Below are 15,751 nucleotides of genomic sequence, written 5' to 3' on the forward strand. Positions count from 1 at the left end.
CTCAATTGTCCTTGGGGTTCTTCGGCAGCTTGAACTTCGACGGGTCGAAGCCCGGGACGTCGTTCATGCCGCCCAGCTGCGACAGGTCGGGCATCCCGCCCGGCATCTGCCCGCCCGGGGGCAGCATCGGCATGCCGCCGGGGAAGCCGCCGCGGACCTTGGGCTGGGTCGGGCCGCGCCCGCCCTTCTTGCCCTTCTTGCCCTTGCGCTTGGAGCTGCCGCCCCCGCCGCCGAAGCCGAACCGGCCGGCCATCTGGGCCATCATCTTGCGGGCCTCGAAGAACCGGTTGACCAGGTCGTTGACCTCGCGGACGGTGACGCCCGAGCCGTTCGCGATGCGGAGCCGGCGGGACCCGTTGATCATCTTCGGGTCTTCGCGTTCGGCCGGGGTCATGCCGCGGATGATCGCCTGGAGCTTGTCCAGGTGCTTGTCGTCGACCTGGGCCAGCTGGTCCTTCATCTGGCCGGCACCGGGCAACATGCCCAGGAGGTTGCCGATCGGGCCCATCTTGCGGACCGCGAGCATCTGCTCGAGGAAGTCCTCGAGGGTGAGCTGGCCGCTGGAGAGCTTCTCGGCGGCCTTCTCGGCCTGCTTCTGGTCGAAGGCCTGCTCGGCCTGCTCGATCAGGGTGAGCACGTCACCCATGCCGAGGATCCGCGACGCCATCCGGTCCGGGTGGAAGGTGTCGAAGTCCTCGAGTTTCTCGCCGTTGGAGGCGAAGAGGATCGGCTGGCCGGTGACCTCGCGGACGCTCAGCGCGGCACCACCGCGCGCGTCGCCGTCGAGCTTCGTGAGCACGACGCCGGTGAAGCCGACACCGTCGCGGAACGCCTCGGCCGTGGTCACGGCGTCCTGGCCGATCATCGCGTCGACGACGAACAGGACCTCGTCCGGGTCCACCGCGTCGCGGATGTCCGCGGCCTGCTTCATCAGCTCTTCGTCGACGCCCAGGCGGCCCGCGGTGTCGACCACGACCACGTCGTGCTGCGCGTGCTTGGCCTCGGCGATGGCGCGGCGCGCGACGTCGACCGGGTCGCCGACGCCGTTGCCCGGCTCCGGCGCGAAGGTGACGACGCCGGCGCGCTCGCCGACGACCTGCAGCTGCGTGACGGCGTTCGGGCGCTGGAGGTCACAGGCGACCAGCATCGGCGCGTGGCCCTGCTTCTTCAGCCACATCGCCAGCTTGCCGGCGAGCGTCGTCTTACCGGCACCCTGCAGACCGGCGAGCATGATCACGGTCGGTGGGGTTTTGGCCAAGTTGAGCCGGCGCGTCTCGCCGCCGAGGATCCCGACGAGCTCCTCGTTGACGATCTTGATGACCTGCTGCGCGGGGTTGAGCGCCTGGGAGACCTCGGCACCCTTCGCCCGCTCCTTGATCCTCGCGATGAAGGTCTTGACCACGCCGAGGGCGACGTCGGCCTCCAGCAGCGCGATGCGGATCTCGCGCGCCGTGGCGTCGATGTCGGCGTCGGACAGCTTGCCCTTGCGCGTGAGCGTCTGCAGGGCGGCGGTGAGCCGATCGGAGAGGGTGTCGAACACGGGTGTGCACGCTCCAGCTGGGTCGATGGTGGCGCGCCGGACGCAGCCGGCTCTGTCGAGGGTAGTCGCTCCGGCTGCTCCCCTCTGCGGGTATACGAGCAATAGTAATCATCGGTTTACCAGTTGCCGATGCCACTTTCGTGTGAAAGCACAAAAACCAGTGGCGGCGTGGGCCGATTTTAGTAAACATAGGTGCATGACCACTGTCCCCGTCCTCCGCGAACCGGCCGCGGACGCCGACGAGCCCGTGCCGCTGCGGCGGATCGCCGGGCTGTTCCGGCCGCACCGCGGGCCGCTCGGCGCGCTGTTCGCGCTGATCGTGGTCCAGGCCGGCCTCGGGGTCGTCTCGCCGTTCCTGCTGCGCGAGATCCTCGACGACGCCCTGCCCCACCGGGACACCCTGCTGATCAGCCTGCTGGCGGCCGGGATGATCATCTGCGCGGTGGGCGGCGGCTCCCTCGGCGTCGCCACCACCGGGTTGTCCAACACCATCGGGCAACGGGTCATGAACGAGCTCCGCGTCTCGGTCTACGGCCACCTGCAGCGGATGTCGCTCGGCTTCTTCACGCGGACGAAGAGCGGCGAAGTGCTGTCGCGGGTGTTCAACGACATCGGCGGCGTGGACAACGTGATCACCACGACGGCCGGGTCGATGGTGCAGAACGCGACCACGACGATCGCCATCACGGTGGCCCTGGTCGCGCTCGACTGGCAGCTCGCGGCGCTGTCGCTCGTCGTCGTGCCGGTGTTCCTACTGTTCACGCTGCGGCTGGGCGAGAAGCGGCGGAACCTGGCCCGCGGCCGGACCCGCCGGATGGCCCGGCTGACGACGATGGTCGAGGAGTCCCTGTCGGTCACCGGGGTGCTGCTCGCCAAGACGATGGGCAACGAGCGGGCCATGCGTGAGCGCTTCGGGGCGGAGTCGCGGGAGATCGCGTCGCTGGAACGGGCCGCCGCGCTGGCCGGCCGGCGGCAGACCGCGTCGCGGGCGATGAGCCTGACCGTCATCCCGGCACTGGTCTACTGGATCGCCGGGCTGGCACTGGCGGGCGGGGCGACGCCGTTCTCGCTGGGCACCGTCGTGGCGTTCACCAGCATGCTGAACCGGCTGGTCGCGCCGGCGAGCGCGATGCAGGCGATCGGGCAGAACGTGGCGACGTCGAAGGCGTTGTTCTGCCGGATCTTCGAGGTGCTGGACCTGCCGGCGGAGATCGCGGACAAGCCCGGGGCGCGGACACTGGAGGTGCGCCGCGGCGACGTCTCGATACGGGGCGTCTCCTTCCGTTACGACGAAGACGGCCCGCCGACGCTGGAGGGCATCGACCTCGACGTGCCGGCCGGCACCACGACGGCCCTGGTCGGCTCGACCGGCTCGGGCAAGACGACGCTCGCCTACCTCGTGGCGCGGCTGTACGAGGTGCGCAGCGGTTCGGTGACGATCGACGGCACCGACGTCCGGGACGTCACGCTGGCCTCCCTCGCGGCCGGCGTGGGGCTGGTGTCGCAGGAGACCTACCTCTTCCACGACACCGTGCGGGAGAACCTGCGGTTCGCGAAGCCGGACGCGACCGACGAGGAGGTCGAGGCCGCCGCGAAGGCCGCCCACATCCACGACACCCTGGCGGCGCTGCCCGAGGGCTACGACACGGTCGTCGGCCAGCGCGGCTACCGGTTCTCCGGCGGCGAGAAGCAGCGGATGGCGATCGCCCGGATCATGCTGCGCAGCCCGCCCGTGCTGATCCTCGACGAGGCGACCAGCGCGCTCGACACCCGCACCGAACGCTCGGTGCAGGCCGAACTCGACCGGCTCGCCGCGGGGCGCACCACGCTGACGATCGCTCACCGGCTGTCCACTGTGGAGTACGCGGACCAGATCGTGGTGCTACACGAAGGCCGGATCGTGGAGCGCGGGACGCACGAAGAGCTGCTGGCGCACGACGGGCGTTATGCCCGGCTGGTGCGCGGGAGCACCTAATGTGGGGGCATGCACGCCGAAACGGGCCGGACCCTCGACGAGATTGCCTCGCGGCTGACCGCGGACGCGGAGCTCGCGGACCTGGCCCGGCGGGTGCGCGAAGGCGTCGGACGGCTGAACTGGCGGATGCGCGCCGAGGCGGACAAGACCAGTCCGGGACCGGCCCTGCTCGCGGTGCTGAGCCGGCTCTACCGGGCGGGCACGCAGACGCCGACCGAACTGGCGGAGGCGGAACGGCTCCAGCCGCAGTCGCTCACCCGGATCCTGGCCGCGCTCACCATCCGCGGGCTGATCGAGCGGGAGCCGGATCCGGACGACGGGCGCCGTTCGCGGATCAGCATCAACGACGACGGCTTGGCCGTGCTGCGCGAGTACAGCGCGCAACGCGAACGCTGGCTGGCCGCCGCGGTCGAGTCGACGCTGTCGCCGACCGAGCGGCAGCTGCTCCGGCTGGCCGCCGATCTGCTGATCCGGGTCGCGGACGCCTGAAAGCTGCCGTGGAGACCCCTCGATCCCTCCACGGCAGCCTTCGGACACCCCCTTGGTCCCGCGCCGCCTCCCCGCGGTGCGGGACGGGTTCCGGAAACGGGCCGCTCCTCCTCCGACCCGCCCCGGAACCCTGGCGTCTGGACGGCTCACCTCCCCAGGGGCCGTCCGGACTGCCCCCCTCGCCAGCGATCCGGTACTCGCTGACAAGGAGAAGTCTGCCGCGCCGAAGGGTGGCGGGTTCAGTGTGAGAACCCTCAATTACCCGTGGGTAGTAATACTCAAGACGTCTTCGTGCGGCCGCGCGTCGCCGCTCGCTTCGCGGTCGTCCGCGCCTTCGCGGCCCTCGATGCAGCCGCCTTAGCCTTCGTGACGGCCGCGTTGCGCGCGTCCTCCGCTTCGGCGGCGCTCTCCTGCAACGCCGCCAGCAGGCGGGTTACTCCCTCGGCCTGTTCGGCGGCCGTCGGCTGGACGACTTCGGCGCCGTCGATCTTCGCCTGGACCAGCGCCTGGAAGGCCTCGCGGTAGCGGTCGGGGTACTTGGCCGGGTCGAACTCGCCGGTCAGCTCCTCGACCAGGTTCACCGCGCGCCGGAGCTCGCCGGGCCGGATGTCGACGTCGGCGTGCTGGAAGGGGAAGTCCGGCGTGCGCACCTCGTCCGGCCACCGCATCGTCTCCAGCACGATCACCTGATCGCGCACGCGCAGCGCCCCGAGCGTCTCGCGGCGGCGCAGCGCCACCGTGACCAGCGCGAGCCGATCCGACTGCTGGAGCGCTTCGCTGAACAGCACGTACGGCTTCGTGCCCGCCGGCTCGGGTTCGAGGTAGTAGCTCTTCGCGAACCAGAGCGGGTCGACGTCGGCCAGCGGCGCGAACCCGCGGATGGCGATCGTGCGGCCCGGCATCGGGAGCGACGCCAGCTCGTGGTCGGACAGCAGGACGACGTCACCACCGGGAACGGGGTAGCCGTGGATCATTTCCCCAGGCGGGACTTCGGCGCCGTCGACCTCGCACACGCGCTTCACCCGGACGCGGCCGCCGTCGGCCTCGTGCACCTGGTGCAGCGGGATGTCCCGCTCCTCGGTGGCGCTGTACGCCTTCACCGGGATGGCGTAGCTGCCGAACCCGATCGTGCCCGTCCACACTGCGCGCATCCGTGCCACCTCCGCAGCTCTCAGGCTAGACAGCGGGTGCGGCGGATCGACAGCTACAAACGGGTGTCAGGCGAGACGGATTCGCTCACACATTCGAATGACGGCGTGACCTCGTCGAGCGCTTCCGCCGAGCACCGGGAGGCGATGGCGGCCGCGCGGAGCACCTCGAAGACCACCTCGACGTCCAGCGGCGGCGCCGCGGCGAGCGCGGCCGAACTGGCTTCGACTCGGGCGGCGAGGCCGGCGAGGGCGTGGGAAATGGCTTCCTGGCCGGCGACGAGCTGGGCGACGACGTCGGTGAGCTCGGCCGTCGTCGCACCCGGGCCGCCGCAGCGCAGGCCGGCGGCGAGTTCCTCGGCGCAGGAGCGCAGGTGGGTGGCGACGACGGTCGGCGGCAGCGTCAGCCGATCCTGCATCGCTCACCCCCTCGGGCCGGTCCGAGCAGCCATAGTGCCACCGCACGCGCCGTCACCGGACACGACACACCGCCGCCCGCATATTTGACCGATCGTTCTGGATTAAGCTAGCGTTCGATCATGTCCCGGATCAAGGAGTTCGACGTCGACGAAGCCTGCGACGGCGCGCTCACGCTCTTCCGGCGCCAGGGGTACGAGGCGACGTCGGTCAGCGACCTCGTCACACACCTCGGCGTGGCCAAAGCCAGCCTGTACGCCACCTTCGGCACGAAGCACGACCTCTACGTCACGGCGTTGAAGCGCTACGCGGAACGAACCGACGCGCGGGTGATGGCGCAGCTGTCGGAGCCGGGGTCCGGGGTGGCCACGGTCCGTCGGCTCTTCGACGGCTACGCGGCCGAAATCCTGGGCGACGAAACGAGAATGGGCTGCTTCGTCGTCAACTCGGCGATCGAGCTGCTCCCCCACGACCCCGACGTCGCCCGGCTGGTGGAACGCAGCTGGAACACCCTCGAGGTCGCGCTCACCATGGCGCTGGAACGCGCGAAGGCCCAGGACGAACTCCCCGGCGGCAGCGACCCGGCGACACTGGCGCGTTTCCTGCTCACCGTGCTCCAGGGACTGCGCGTCCTGGGCAAGGGCGCCGACGCCGTCGGCCGGGTGGAGGCGGCCGTCTCCACGGCCATGCGGCTCCTCATTCGAGAATGACCGGACCAGAAAGAAGGATCACGATGGGGGTACGTTTCGCGGGCAAGGTCGTCCTCGTGACGGGCGGTGGCTCGGGCATCGGCCGGGCGACGGCGCGGGCGTTCGCGGGGGAAGGCGCGACGGTGGTCGTCGCCGGGCGCGACGGGCGGCGGCTCGAGTCGGCGGTGCGGGAGATCGGCGGCGACGCGAGCGCGGTGACCGTCGACGTCACCGACTCGGCGGACGTGGCGCGGATGGTGGAGACGGTCGTCGCGCGGCACGGCGGGCTGGATGTCGCGTTCAACAACGCGGGCATCCTCGGCTCGCCGGCGGCGGCCGCGGACCTCGACGAGGACGACTTCGGTGCGGTGCTGGGCACGAACGTCACCGGGACGTGGCTGTGCCTGAAGCACGAGGTCGCGCACATGCGGGCGCACGGCGGCGGCGCGATCGTCAACATGGCGTCGAACATCGGCGCGCACGGCAGGCTGCCGAACATGGCGGCCTACGCGGCGTCGAAGGCGGCGGTGAGCGCGCTGACCAGGACGGCGGCGCGCGACCACATCGGCGACGGTGTCCGCATCAACGCGGTCAGCCCGGGCGCGACCGACACGGACATGTCCCGGCGCCCCGGCGAGACGGACGCCGATCGCGCCGCGCGGCTGAAGAACGCGATCCCGCTGGGCCGGGTGGGCGCCACCGCCGAGGTGGCCGCCGCGGTGCTGTGGCTGGCTTCGGACGAAGCCGCGTTCACCGTGGGGCACGACTTGGTGGTCGACGGCGGGGCGACCGCCTGAGCGGTCCCACCCGGGCCCGCGGCTCCTTCAGGACTCACGGTTGCGCATGGTGACGATTCCTTTCTCGGGCGGGAAGGGATGGGGTGGCTGGGCTCAGGACTCGCGATTACGCACGGCGGCACTCCTCTCGGACGCAGGTAGACGGGGACCACACGCTTCAGGACTCGCGGTTGCGCACAGCGGCACTCCTCTCGGACGCAGATGAACGGCGGCCACAGCAGCTCAGGACTCGCGGTTACGCACGGCGGCACTTCCTCTCGGGGGCAGGTGAACGGGGACTGCACGCCTCAGGACTCGCGATTACGCACGACACCCCTCCTCTCGGCACGTGGTGGCGGACAGAACGTGGTTCACGACTCGCGATTACGCACGTCAGCTCCTTCCGGGCACGACTGAACAGGGCCTCACAGCTGCTCAGGACTCGCGGTTGCGCATGACGGCCTCCCTCCGGCGGTACGCGCGGACTTCGGGACTCGGGGGCCTCAGGACTCGCGGTTGCGCATGACGGCGGCCTCCCTTCACTGCTCCGAACGTGTGGCAATCATCGATCGCGGCTGCCCGGTGTGGTGGGGTGGAATGCGGATCGTCGGATCACCCAGGGGAGTTGCACCGCCTTGAGTATGGACGGCGCCCGTCCGGCCCAACCCCGCGCGGGACGGATCCGTGGGGTGCTGAACCCTGCTCACTGGACCCTCTGGCGGCAGCGCGGGTCGCTGGTCTTCTACTGCTTCCTCGTCGAGTCCGTGGCGCTCGTCGCCACCGGGTGGACCGCCGTTGCCGTTCCCGTGCGGGGGTGGGATCTGGCCGTCTTCGCCGTTCTCGGGTGCCTTGGTGTGCTGCAGGCCGAACTGGGCCGCAAGATCGAACGCGTCCGCCGTCTCGTCTCCGACACCCCGCACATCAACCTGACGTCCGTCTGGACGTTCGCCGGCGTTCTGCTCCTGCCGCCCGCGCTGGTCACGGCGCTGATCGCCGTCCTCTACGCGCACCTGGCGACGCGCAGCCTCGCGCGGATGAAGCGGGTTCCGCCGTTCCGGACGACACTGAACGCCACGCTGGTCGTCATCACCTGCTACTCGGCCGAACTGGTCCTGAGCCGCCTCGGCGTGCCGGACATGTACGCGGCGCTGACCGCGGGCTGGCGCGGGGTCACGGCCATCACGCTGGCCGCCGTGACGTACTTCCTGGTCTCGGCGATCACCATCGTCCCGGCCCTGACCATCACCCAGCGCACGATCAAGGCGTTCTTCGGCGGCCTCGGCGACAACCTGCTCGAGGTCGCGACGCTCTGCCTGGGCCTGCTCACCGCGCTGACGCTGGCGACCCTGCCCGCCCTCGCCCTGACGATCGTGCCGCCGTTGCTCGTGCTGCACCGCGCCGTGCTGATCAAGCAGCTGGAGATCGCCGCGACGACCGACGAGAAGACCGGCCTGTTCAACACGACCGGGTGGCACCTGCTCGCTTCCCGCGAGCTGGCCCGGGCCCAGCGCAGCACGCGCAGCACGTTCGGCGTGCTGATGATCGACCTGGACTACTTCAAGCTCATCAACGACGAGCACGGGCACCTCGCGGGCGACACCGTGCTGCGCGCGGTCGCGGCGACGATCAAGAGCGCCGTGCGCGACTACGACTCGGTGGGCCGCTTCGGTGGCGAGGAGTTCGTCGTCCTGCTGCCGGACATCGGGCCGGCCGCCGTGCTCGCGGTGGCCGAGCGCATCCGGTCGGCCATCGAGTCCCTGCGCGTCGAGTACGAAGACGGCAGCCGCGTCCGCGCCATCGGCGGCCTGTCCGCCTCCATCGGCGTCGCGACCTACCCGGACGGCGGCACGGCCGTCGACCGGCTGCTGCAGGCCGCCGACAAGGCGCTGTACCGAGCTAAGGACGCCGGACGCAACCAGGTCGTCGACGGCACCGCGCTCGCCTGACATCCCTCTTTCCCCAGGTCTGACCAGGCACCTTGTGAAATTTGCTCGTCTGAGCTAAATTTTGCTCATGCGAGCAAGGACGTTCACGGAGTCCGGTAGGCGGGCCCAGATCGTGCGAGCGGCGATCGCCGTGATCGCCGAAGCCGGCTACCTCAAGGCGTCCTTCAGCCGGATCGCGAAGCACGCCGGCCTGTCGAGCACCGGCATGATCAGCTACCACTTCGCGGGCAAGGACGACCTGCTCACGGCCTGCGTCACCGAGATCGAGGAGATCACCGGGGCGTTCATGCAGCCGCGCATCGACGCCGCCGTCGGGCACGTCGCCCAGCTGCGGGCCTACGTCGAGTCGAACGTCGAACTCGTCGGCGAACACCCGGACGAGGTCCGGGCGCTGATCGACCTCGTCAAGAACGCCGGCTCGCCCAGCGACGCCGTCAGCGGCCGCCTCGCGCTGTTCGAAGAGCACTTCCGCACCGGGCAGGCGGCCGGGGCCTTCGGCGCCTTCGACGTCCGGACCACCGCGCTCGCCTTCACCGCCGGGCTCGACGCCGTCGTCGCCACCGCGGCGGCGAACGTGCCCGAGCCCGCCGAGCTCGCCCGCATCGGGCGCGAGCTCGCCGACCTCTACGTGCGGGCGACCGCACCCGGATCCGCTGGGGGACCCGCATGATGATCGAGCAGAAGACCGAACCCGACGCCGGCTTGCGGCGGCTCGTCCGCGCCAACGTGCGCAACGTCGTGTTCGAAGTCGTCGTGCCGATGGCGCTGTTCTACGGGCTGCGCGCCGCGGGCGTGAGCCAGTGGTGGGCGCTGATGGCCGGCGTCCTGGTCGCCGCGCCGTACGTGGTGTGGACCATCGCCCGCACCCGCAAGGTCGACCTCGTCGCCCTGGTCACGCTGAGCGTGCTGGTGCTGTCGGTCGTGCTCGGCCTGCTCTCGGACGACCCGCGCACGCTGGTCATCCGCGAAGGCTGGACGGCGGCGCTGGGCGGCCTGTTCGGCGCCTGGATGCTGGTCACGGTCTTCGCCGGCCGCCCGGCGCAGCTGACGCTCGGCCGCACGATCGCCGAGGTCAAGCGCGGTGCCGAAGGCGCGGACGCGTGGGCGGCCCGCTGGGACACCGACGCCCGGTTCCGGCGTGGGCTGCGGATCAACACCGCCGCCTGGGGCGCGGTGCTGCTGGGCAGCGCGGTGGTGCACGTCGTGCTCGTCTACACGTTGCCGATCGACCTCATCGCCCTGGTCACCAACGTGGCCTGGTTCGGTGCGCTGGCCCTGCTGATCACCTGGCACGTCTGGTACCTCCGCAAGGAGCACCTCGATGCCTGACGTCCTGGTCGCGGGGGCCGGTCCGACCGGGCTGCTGACCGCGTTCGAGCTGGAGCGCGCCGGGGCCGAGGTCCTGGTGCTGGAACGCGACGCCGGACCCGCCACGCAGTCGAAGGCCCTCGGCCTGCAGCCGCGGTCGGTCGAGGTGCTGGCCGATCGCGGCCTGCTCGCCGCGATCGAGCCGCACGTGCGGGCGAAGCTGCCCGCCGGGCACTTCTCCGGTGTCCCGATCGACTACCGCGACCTGCCCACGCGCTTCCCGTACCAGCTCGGCGTGGAACAGGCCCACGTCGCGGCGGCGATCGAGGCGCGGCTGCGCACACCGGTGCTGCGCGGCGCGGCCGTCACCGCCGTGGTCCAGGACGACGAGGGCGTCACGGTCACCGCGGGCGGGCGCGAGCACCGGGCCGGCTGGCTGGTTGCCGCCGACGGCGGGCACAGCGCGGTCCGGACGCTGCTGGGGGCCGCCTTCCCGGGCCGCCCGGCGCGGGTTTCGCTGGTCGTCGCCGACGTCACGCTGGCCGCCAAGCCCGCCGGTCTGGCGGAGGACTGGCAGCTGCCGTCCTCGGGGTCGGGGTACCTGCTGCCGCTGTCCGATGGCCGCTACCGCACGATCGTCTTCGGCGAGGAGCAGCAGCGGCTCGGCCGCGACGCCCCGGTGACGGCCGGCGAGGTGCAGCGCGCGCTGACCGCCGCGCACGGACCGGAGATCCGGGTGGGTGACGTGCTGTGGGCGTCACGCTTCGGCGACGCGTCCCGGCAGCTGGAGCGCTACCGCCACGGCCGCGTGCTGTTCGCCGGCGACGCGGCGCACATCCACCTCCCGGTCGGCGGCCAGGGCCTCAACCTCGGCCTGCAGGACGCGGTCAACCTGGGCTGGAAGCTGGCGGCGACGGTCCGCGGCACGGCACCGGACGGCCTGCTCGACAGCTACCACGACGAGCGCCACCCGGTCGCGGCCCGCGTGCTGGTCAGCACCCGGGCCCAGGCGGTACTGGGCGTGCCCGACCCGGACGCGGCGGCGGTCCGGGCGGTGGTCACGGAGCTGCTGGCCGTCCCCGAAGCGCGCCGCGCGGTCGCGGCGGAGCTGTCGGGCCTCGGGGTGACGTACCCCGGCATCGCCGGCCGCGCGACCGACGTCCCGGCGAGTGCGGACGGCCGCGCGGTCCTGGTCGGCGCGGCCGTGCCGGCCGGATGGGCCGGCCGGGTCGAGGGCCGCGAGGGGGCGGCACCTCGGCTCGTCCGGCCCGACGGTTACGTCGCGTGGGACGGCGGACCGGGCCTGGACCAAGCGCTCCGCCGCTGGGTCGGAGCGCCCGCCTGACGTCACGCGCCCCAGGTCCACCTTGGTTGCGTTCAACGCACCCAAGGTGGACCGGGTGCTCAGGAAGCCGCGGCCAGGACCGCCTGTTCCACCTCGCGGCGCCACCCCGGTTCGATTCGGCCGCTGCGCGGGGTCACCGCGAAGGAGTCCACCACCGCACCACCGAGCGTCGACGCCTTCGCCCAGCGGACCTCCGCATCACACCGCCGGAGCGCCCCGGCCACCCGGAACAGCAGGCCGATCCGGTCGGCCGCGCGCAGTTCCAGGACCACCGTGTCCGGGCCCGTCGTCTCGTCGTCGAACCACAGCACCTTCGGGGCGACCGGAGCCGGTGAACCGTAGTCGCGTTCCTTCGCCGCCAAGCGCTGCGTCAGCGGCAAGGTGCCCGCGACCGCGCGGGCGAACTGCTCGCGCAGCAGCGTCGTGTCCGGCAGCGAGCCGAACTTCGGGGACGCCGTGAACACGCCCGCCCGGCCGCCGTCGTGGCCGCGCAGGACCGCCGAATGGACCTCCAGCGAATTGAGCGCCAGGACGCCCGCCGCCGGGGCCAGCAGTTCCGCGCGGGCCGGGACGGCCAGCAGGACCGTGACCACCTTGCCGTGCGAGCTGATCCGGATCTCGCCCGTGCCCGACGCCACCGCCGAAGCGACGAGCTCGCGTTGTTCGTCGTCCATCGGTGAGGGGGCGGTGAACCCCTTGCCGCGCAACACTTCTTCGCAGCCCGACACGAGCTCCGCCAGCAGGCGGGCCTTCCAGTCGGTCCAGACGCCAGGGCCGGTGGCCAGCGAGTCGGCCTGGGTCAGCGCGTGCAGCAGCTCGACCAGGACGATATCGCTGTCCAGGGTCTTCACCACCCGGCCCACCGTGGCCGGCTCGCTGATGTCGCGCCGCGTCGCCGTGTGCGGCAGCAGCAGGTGGTGGCGGACCATCGCCGACACCGTCGCCGCGTCGGCCGGGGTGAGGCCCAGCCGGGTCGCGACCTGCAGGGAGATCTTCGCGCCCAGCTCCGAGTGGTCGGCGTCGCGGCCCTTGCCGATGTCGTGCAGCAGCGCGCCGATCAGCAGCAGATCCGGGCGGGACACCGTCGTGGTCAGCTTCGCCGCCTCGACGCACGTGCGGATCAGGTGCCGGTCGACCGTCCACTGGTGCACCGGTGAGCGCGGCGGCAGGTCGCGGACCGCACCCCACTCCGGGAACAGCCGGGACCACAGGCCGGTCCGGTCGAGCGACTCGACCGCGTCGACCAGGCCTTCGCCCGCGCCCAGCAGCTCGACCAGCGCGTTCCGCGCCTCGGCCGGCCACGGCGTGCGCAGCTCCGGGGCCGACTCGGCCAGTGCCTTGAGCGTGCCGAGCGCGATCGGTTTGCCCGTGCGGGCCGAGGCCGCCGCGACCCGCAGCAACAAGGCCGGGTCCTTCGCCGGGACGGCGTCGCGAGCCAACGCGACCTCGTTGCCGTGCAGCACCACATTTTCGGCCAGCGGCGTCCGGGCCGGACGCCGCCCGAACCGCGTCTTCGGCGGCTCCACAGTGGACCGCAGGGCCACGTCGAGCGCGTACGCGATGGTGCGGCCCGCCCCGGACAGCTTGCGGGCCAAGGTGAACCGATCGCCGAAGCCGAGCTCGGCGGCGACCAGTTCGGCCTCCGGCGCGGACAGGACGTCCCGTTCACGCCGGATCTCGCGCCGCAGCTCGGTGCGGACGTCGAGCAGGAGTCCCTTCGCTTCCAGGAGTTCCTCGCCCGGACGCGCGGTCAGCTGCGCCGCGGCGAGGGCTTCCAGGACGGCGAAGTCCCGCAGCCCGCCCCGGCCGTGCTTGAGGTCCGGTTCGGCGGACTGCGCGATCTCCCCGCTGCGGGCCCAGCGCTGCCGGACCGACGCCGTCATGTCGGGGATCTGCTTGCGCGCGGTGCGGCGCCACTGGTCCCGCGCCGCGGAGACCAGGCGGCCGCTCAGCTCGGCGTCGCCGGCGAGGTGCCGGGCGTCGAGCAGGCCCATGGCCACCCGGAGGTCCTCCGAAGCGACCTTCAGCGCCTCACCCGGTGTGCGGACCGAGTGGTCGAGCCCGACTTTCGCATCCCACAAGGGATACCAGAGCGCGTCCGCGATCTCGCCGACGCCGCTGTTGCCGTTGTGCACCAGCAGCAGGTCGAGATCGGAGAACGGCACCAGTTCCCGTCGGCCGAGCCCGCCCACGGCGACCAGCGCGACACCCGGTTCCGCGGTGTCGACGCCGGCCGCCGAGGCTCCCCTGCCCAGCCAGAACTCGTAGAGGTCGACCAGGGCCGCCCGCAGTGCGGACGCCCCCAGCCTCCCGTGCCTGCCCTCGAGCAAACGCTCGGTGGCCTTGACCAGTTCGCCCCCGTCGGCCATCCCAGACGCCTATAGAGCGTCCGTGCCGCGCTCGCCGGTCCGTACCCGGATGACGGTCTCCACCGGCGTCACCCACACCTTGCCGTCACCGATCTTGCCGGTGTGCGCGGCCGTGGTGATGGCCTCGAGGACCTTCTCCACGTTGGTGTCGTCCGTGACGACCTCGACCTTCAGCTTCGCCACGAAGTCCACCGAGTACTCCGCACCGCGGTAGACCTCGGTGTGGCCCTTCTGCCGGCCGTAGCCCTGGACCTCGCTGACCGTCATGCCCAGCACGCCCAGCTGCTCCAGCGCGGAGCGGACGTCGTCGAGCGTGAACGGCTTGACAATCGCCGTGATGAGCTTCATGCCTTGCTCTCCTCGAGTTTCGCGGCCGGGGTGGACTTGACCGGGATGGTGTTCGGGTGGCCGAGGCCACCGCCCGTCCCGGTGAAGTCGTAGGCGCTCTCCGCGTGCTGGGCTTCGTCGATGCCGCCGACCTCGTCCTCGGTGCTGACGCGGAAGCCGCCGGCCTTCTTGATCACGAAGCCGATGATGAAGGACAGCACGAAGGAGTACACGAGCACCGCGCCGGCGGCCGCGGCCTGGCGGCCCAGCTGGGTGAAGCCACCGCCGTAGAACAGGCCGTCCGCGCCCAGCGAGTTGACGCTCGTGGTGCCGAAGAAGCCGATCAGCAGCGTGCCGACGATGCCGCCGACCAGGTGGACGCCCACGACGTCGAGCGAGTCGTCGAAGCCGAACTTGAACTTGAGCGAGATGGCCAGCGCGCAGACCGCACCGGCGATGAGGCCGATCGCGATGGCCCCGAGCGGGCTCACGAAACCACACGCCGGGGTGACGGCGACCAGGCCGGCGACCGCACCGGAGGCCGCGCCGAGGGTGGTCGGCTTGCCGAACTTGATCTGCTCGATGAGCAGCCAGCCGAGGACCGCGGCGGCGGTGGCGACGGTGGTGTTGGTGAAGGCGACCGCGGCGAGGTCGTTGGCGGCCAGCGCCGAACCGGCGTTGAAGCCGTACCAGCCGAACCACAGCAGCGAGGCGCCGAGGAGCACGAACGGCACGTTGTGCGGGCGGCCGGTGTCCTTCGGCCAGCCCTTGCGCTTGCCGAGCACGATGGCCAGCGCCAGGCCCGCGGCACCGGCGTTGATGTGGACCGCCGTACCACCGGCGAAGTCGAGTGCCTTGAGGTTGTTCGCGATCCAGCCGCCGACGGCGTTCTCGCCGATGAAGCCGTTGAAGGAGAACACCCAGTGCGCGACCGGGAAGTACACGATCGTCACCCAGACGACGACGAACAGCGTCCAGCCCCAGAACTTCGCGCGGTCGGCGATGGCGCCGGAGATCAGCGCGGGCGTGATGATCGCGAACATCAGCTGGAACATCACGAAGGCGAGGACGGGCAGGCCGTCCGAGCCGGGCCAGGCGACCGCCGGCGAGGTGTCGGTCGCGGCGACCGCGAAGCCGGCGACCTTCCCGAAGGTGTTTTCGAGGCCGGCGAAGTGGAAGTTACCGAGGAAACCCCCGAAAGCGTCGTCGCCGAAGGACATCGAGAAGCCGTACAGGGCCCACAGCACCCCCACGACGGCCAGCGCGATGAAGTTCATCATCAGCATGTTCAGGACGCTCTTCGCGCGGACCATGCCGCCATAGAAGAACGCCAGTCCTGGGGTCATGAGCATGACCAGCGCGGCGCTGGCCAGTACCCACGCGGTGTCTCCTGCGTTCAGCACATCGTCCTCCCGTGCCCTG

14 protein-coding genes are annotated in these 15,751 nt (G+C 71.4%); 8 read left to right on the forward strand and 6 right to left on the reverse strand.

Annotation, left to right across the window (positions count from 1 at the left end):
• Position 1: 1 nt before the first annotated feature.
• On the reverse strand, positions 2 to 1,540 hold the full coding sequence (ffh, locus tag DV20_RS14505; RefSeq protein ID WP_043780388.1) for a signal recognition particle protein: 1,539 nt from the start codon (positions 1,538 to 1,540) through the stop codon (positions 2 to 4).
• A gap of 196 nt (positions 1,541 to 1,736) precedes the next feature.
• On the opposite strand from ffh, the gene DV20_RS14510 reads away from it, so the two are divergent.
• Both DV20_RS14510 and DV20_RS14515 read left to right on the forward strand, forming a co-directional pair.
• Positions 1,737 to 3,515, forward strand: a complete 1,779-nt coding sequence (locus DV20_RS14510) for an ABC transporter ATP-binding protein (protein ID WP_043780389.1) — start codon at positions 1,737 to 1,739, stop codon at positions 3,513 to 3,515.
• A 9-nt stretch (positions 3,516 to 3,524) separates the two neighbouring features.
• Complete coding sequence (locus DV20_RS14515) at positions 3,525 to 4,004, forward strand: MarR family winged helix-turn-helix transcriptional regulator (RefSeq protein ID WP_043780390.1); 480 nt, start codon at positions 3,525 to 3,527, stop codon at positions 4,002 to 4,004.
• 278 nt (positions 4,005 to 4,282) lie between these two features.
• On the opposite strand, the gene ku is transcribed toward DV20_RS14515, so the two are convergent.
• Together ku and DV20_RS14525 are read right to left on the reverse strand one after the other, a co-directional pair.
• Positions 4,283 to 5,155, reverse strand: coding sequence for a non-homologous end joining protein Ku (gene ku / locus DV20_RS14520; protein WP_043780392.1), 873 nt, complete (start codon positions 5,153 to 5,155; stop codon positions 4,283 to 4,285).
• Between the two features lie 53 nt (positions 5,156 to 5,208).
• Positions 5,209 to 5,571, reverse strand: a complete 363-nt coding sequence (locus tag DV20_RS14525; RefSeq protein ID WP_043780393.1) for a hypothetical protein — start codon at positions 5,569 to 5,571, stop codon at positions 5,209 to 5,211.
• A gap of 120 nt (positions 5,572 to 5,691) precedes the next feature.
• On the opposite strand from DV20_RS14525, the gene DV20_RS14530 reads away from it, so the two are divergent.
• From DV20_RS14530 to DV20_RS14555, 6 genes are all read left to right on the forward strand, one after another.
• A complete protein-coding gene (locus tag DV20_RS14530) occupies positions 5,692 to 6,279 on the forward strand; it encodes a TetR/AcrR family transcriptional regulator (RefSeq protein WP_043780395.1) in 588 nt (195 codons plus the stop codon).
• 23 nt (positions 6,280 to 6,302) lie between these two features.
• Entirely contained in the window at positions 6,303 to 7,055 is a 753-nt protein-coding gene (locus DV20_RS14535; protein WP_043780396.1) for a glucose 1-dehydrogenase, read from the forward strand.
• A gap of 620 nt (positions 7,056 to 7,675) precedes the next feature.
• Positions 7,676 to 8,980, forward strand: a complete 1,305-nt coding sequence (locus DV20_RS14540) for a GGDEF domain-containing protein (RefSeq protein ID WP_043780398.1) — start codon at positions 7,676 to 7,678, stop codon at positions 8,978 to 8,980.
• A gap of 67 nt (positions 8,981 to 9,047) precedes the next feature.
• Entirely contained in the window at positions 9,048 to 9,650 is a 603-nt protein-coding gene (locus tag DV20_RS14545; RefSeq protein ID WP_043780400.1) for a TetR/AcrR family transcriptional regulator, read from the forward strand.
• Positions 9,647 to 10,309, forward strand: coding sequence for a VC0807 family protein (locus tag DV20_RS14550; protein WP_043780401.1), 663 nt, complete (start codon positions 9,647 to 9,649; stop codon positions 10,307 to 10,309). Before DV20_RS14545 ends, DV20_RS14550 begins: the two co-directional genes overlap by 4 nt.
• Positions 10,302 to 11,633, forward strand: coding sequence for an FAD-dependent oxidoreductase (locus tag DV20_RS14555; protein ID WP_043780403.1), 1,332 nt, complete (start codon positions 10,302 to 10,304; stop codon positions 11,631 to 11,633). The genes DV20_RS14550 and DV20_RS14555 overlap by 8 nt, the downstream gene beginning before the upstream one ends.
• Before the next feature lie 59 nt (positions 11,634 to 11,692).
• Here the strand turns inward: DV20_RS14555 and DV20_RS14560 are convergent, their stop codons facing one another.
• The 3 genes from DV20_RS14560 to DV20_RS14570 are packed head-to-tail and all read right to left on the reverse strand — an operon-like array spanning position 11,693 to position 15,732.
• The gene (locus tag DV20_RS14560) at positions 11,693 to 14,002 is read right to left on the reverse strand and encodes a [protein-PII] uridylyltransferase (protein WP_043780405.1); all 2,310 of its coding nucleotides are present in this window, start codon (positions 14,000 to 14,002) and stop codon (positions 11,693 to 11,695) included.
• A 9-nt stretch (positions 14,003 to 14,011) separates the two neighbouring features.
• Positions 14,012 to 14,350, reverse strand: coding sequence for a P-II family nitrogen regulator (locus tag DV20_RS14565; RefSeq protein WP_013223833.1), 339 nt, complete (start codon positions 14,348 to 14,350; stop codon positions 14,012 to 14,014).
• On the reverse strand, positions 14,347 to 15,732 hold the full coding sequence (locus DV20_RS14570) for an ammonium transporter (RefSeq protein ID WP_167344379.1): 1,386 nt from the start codon (positions 15,730 to 15,732) through the stop codon (positions 14,347 to 14,349). Before DV20_RS14570 ends, DV20_RS14565 begins: the two co-directional genes overlap by 4 nt.
• Between the last annotated feature and the right edge of the window lie 19 nt (positions 15,733 to 15,751).

It is taken from the genome of Amycolatopsis rifamycinica (genome assembly GCF_000695625.1).
GTDB lineage: Bacteria > Actinomycetota > Actinomycetes > Mycobacteriales > Pseudonocardiaceae > Amycolatopsis > Amycolatopsis rifamycinica.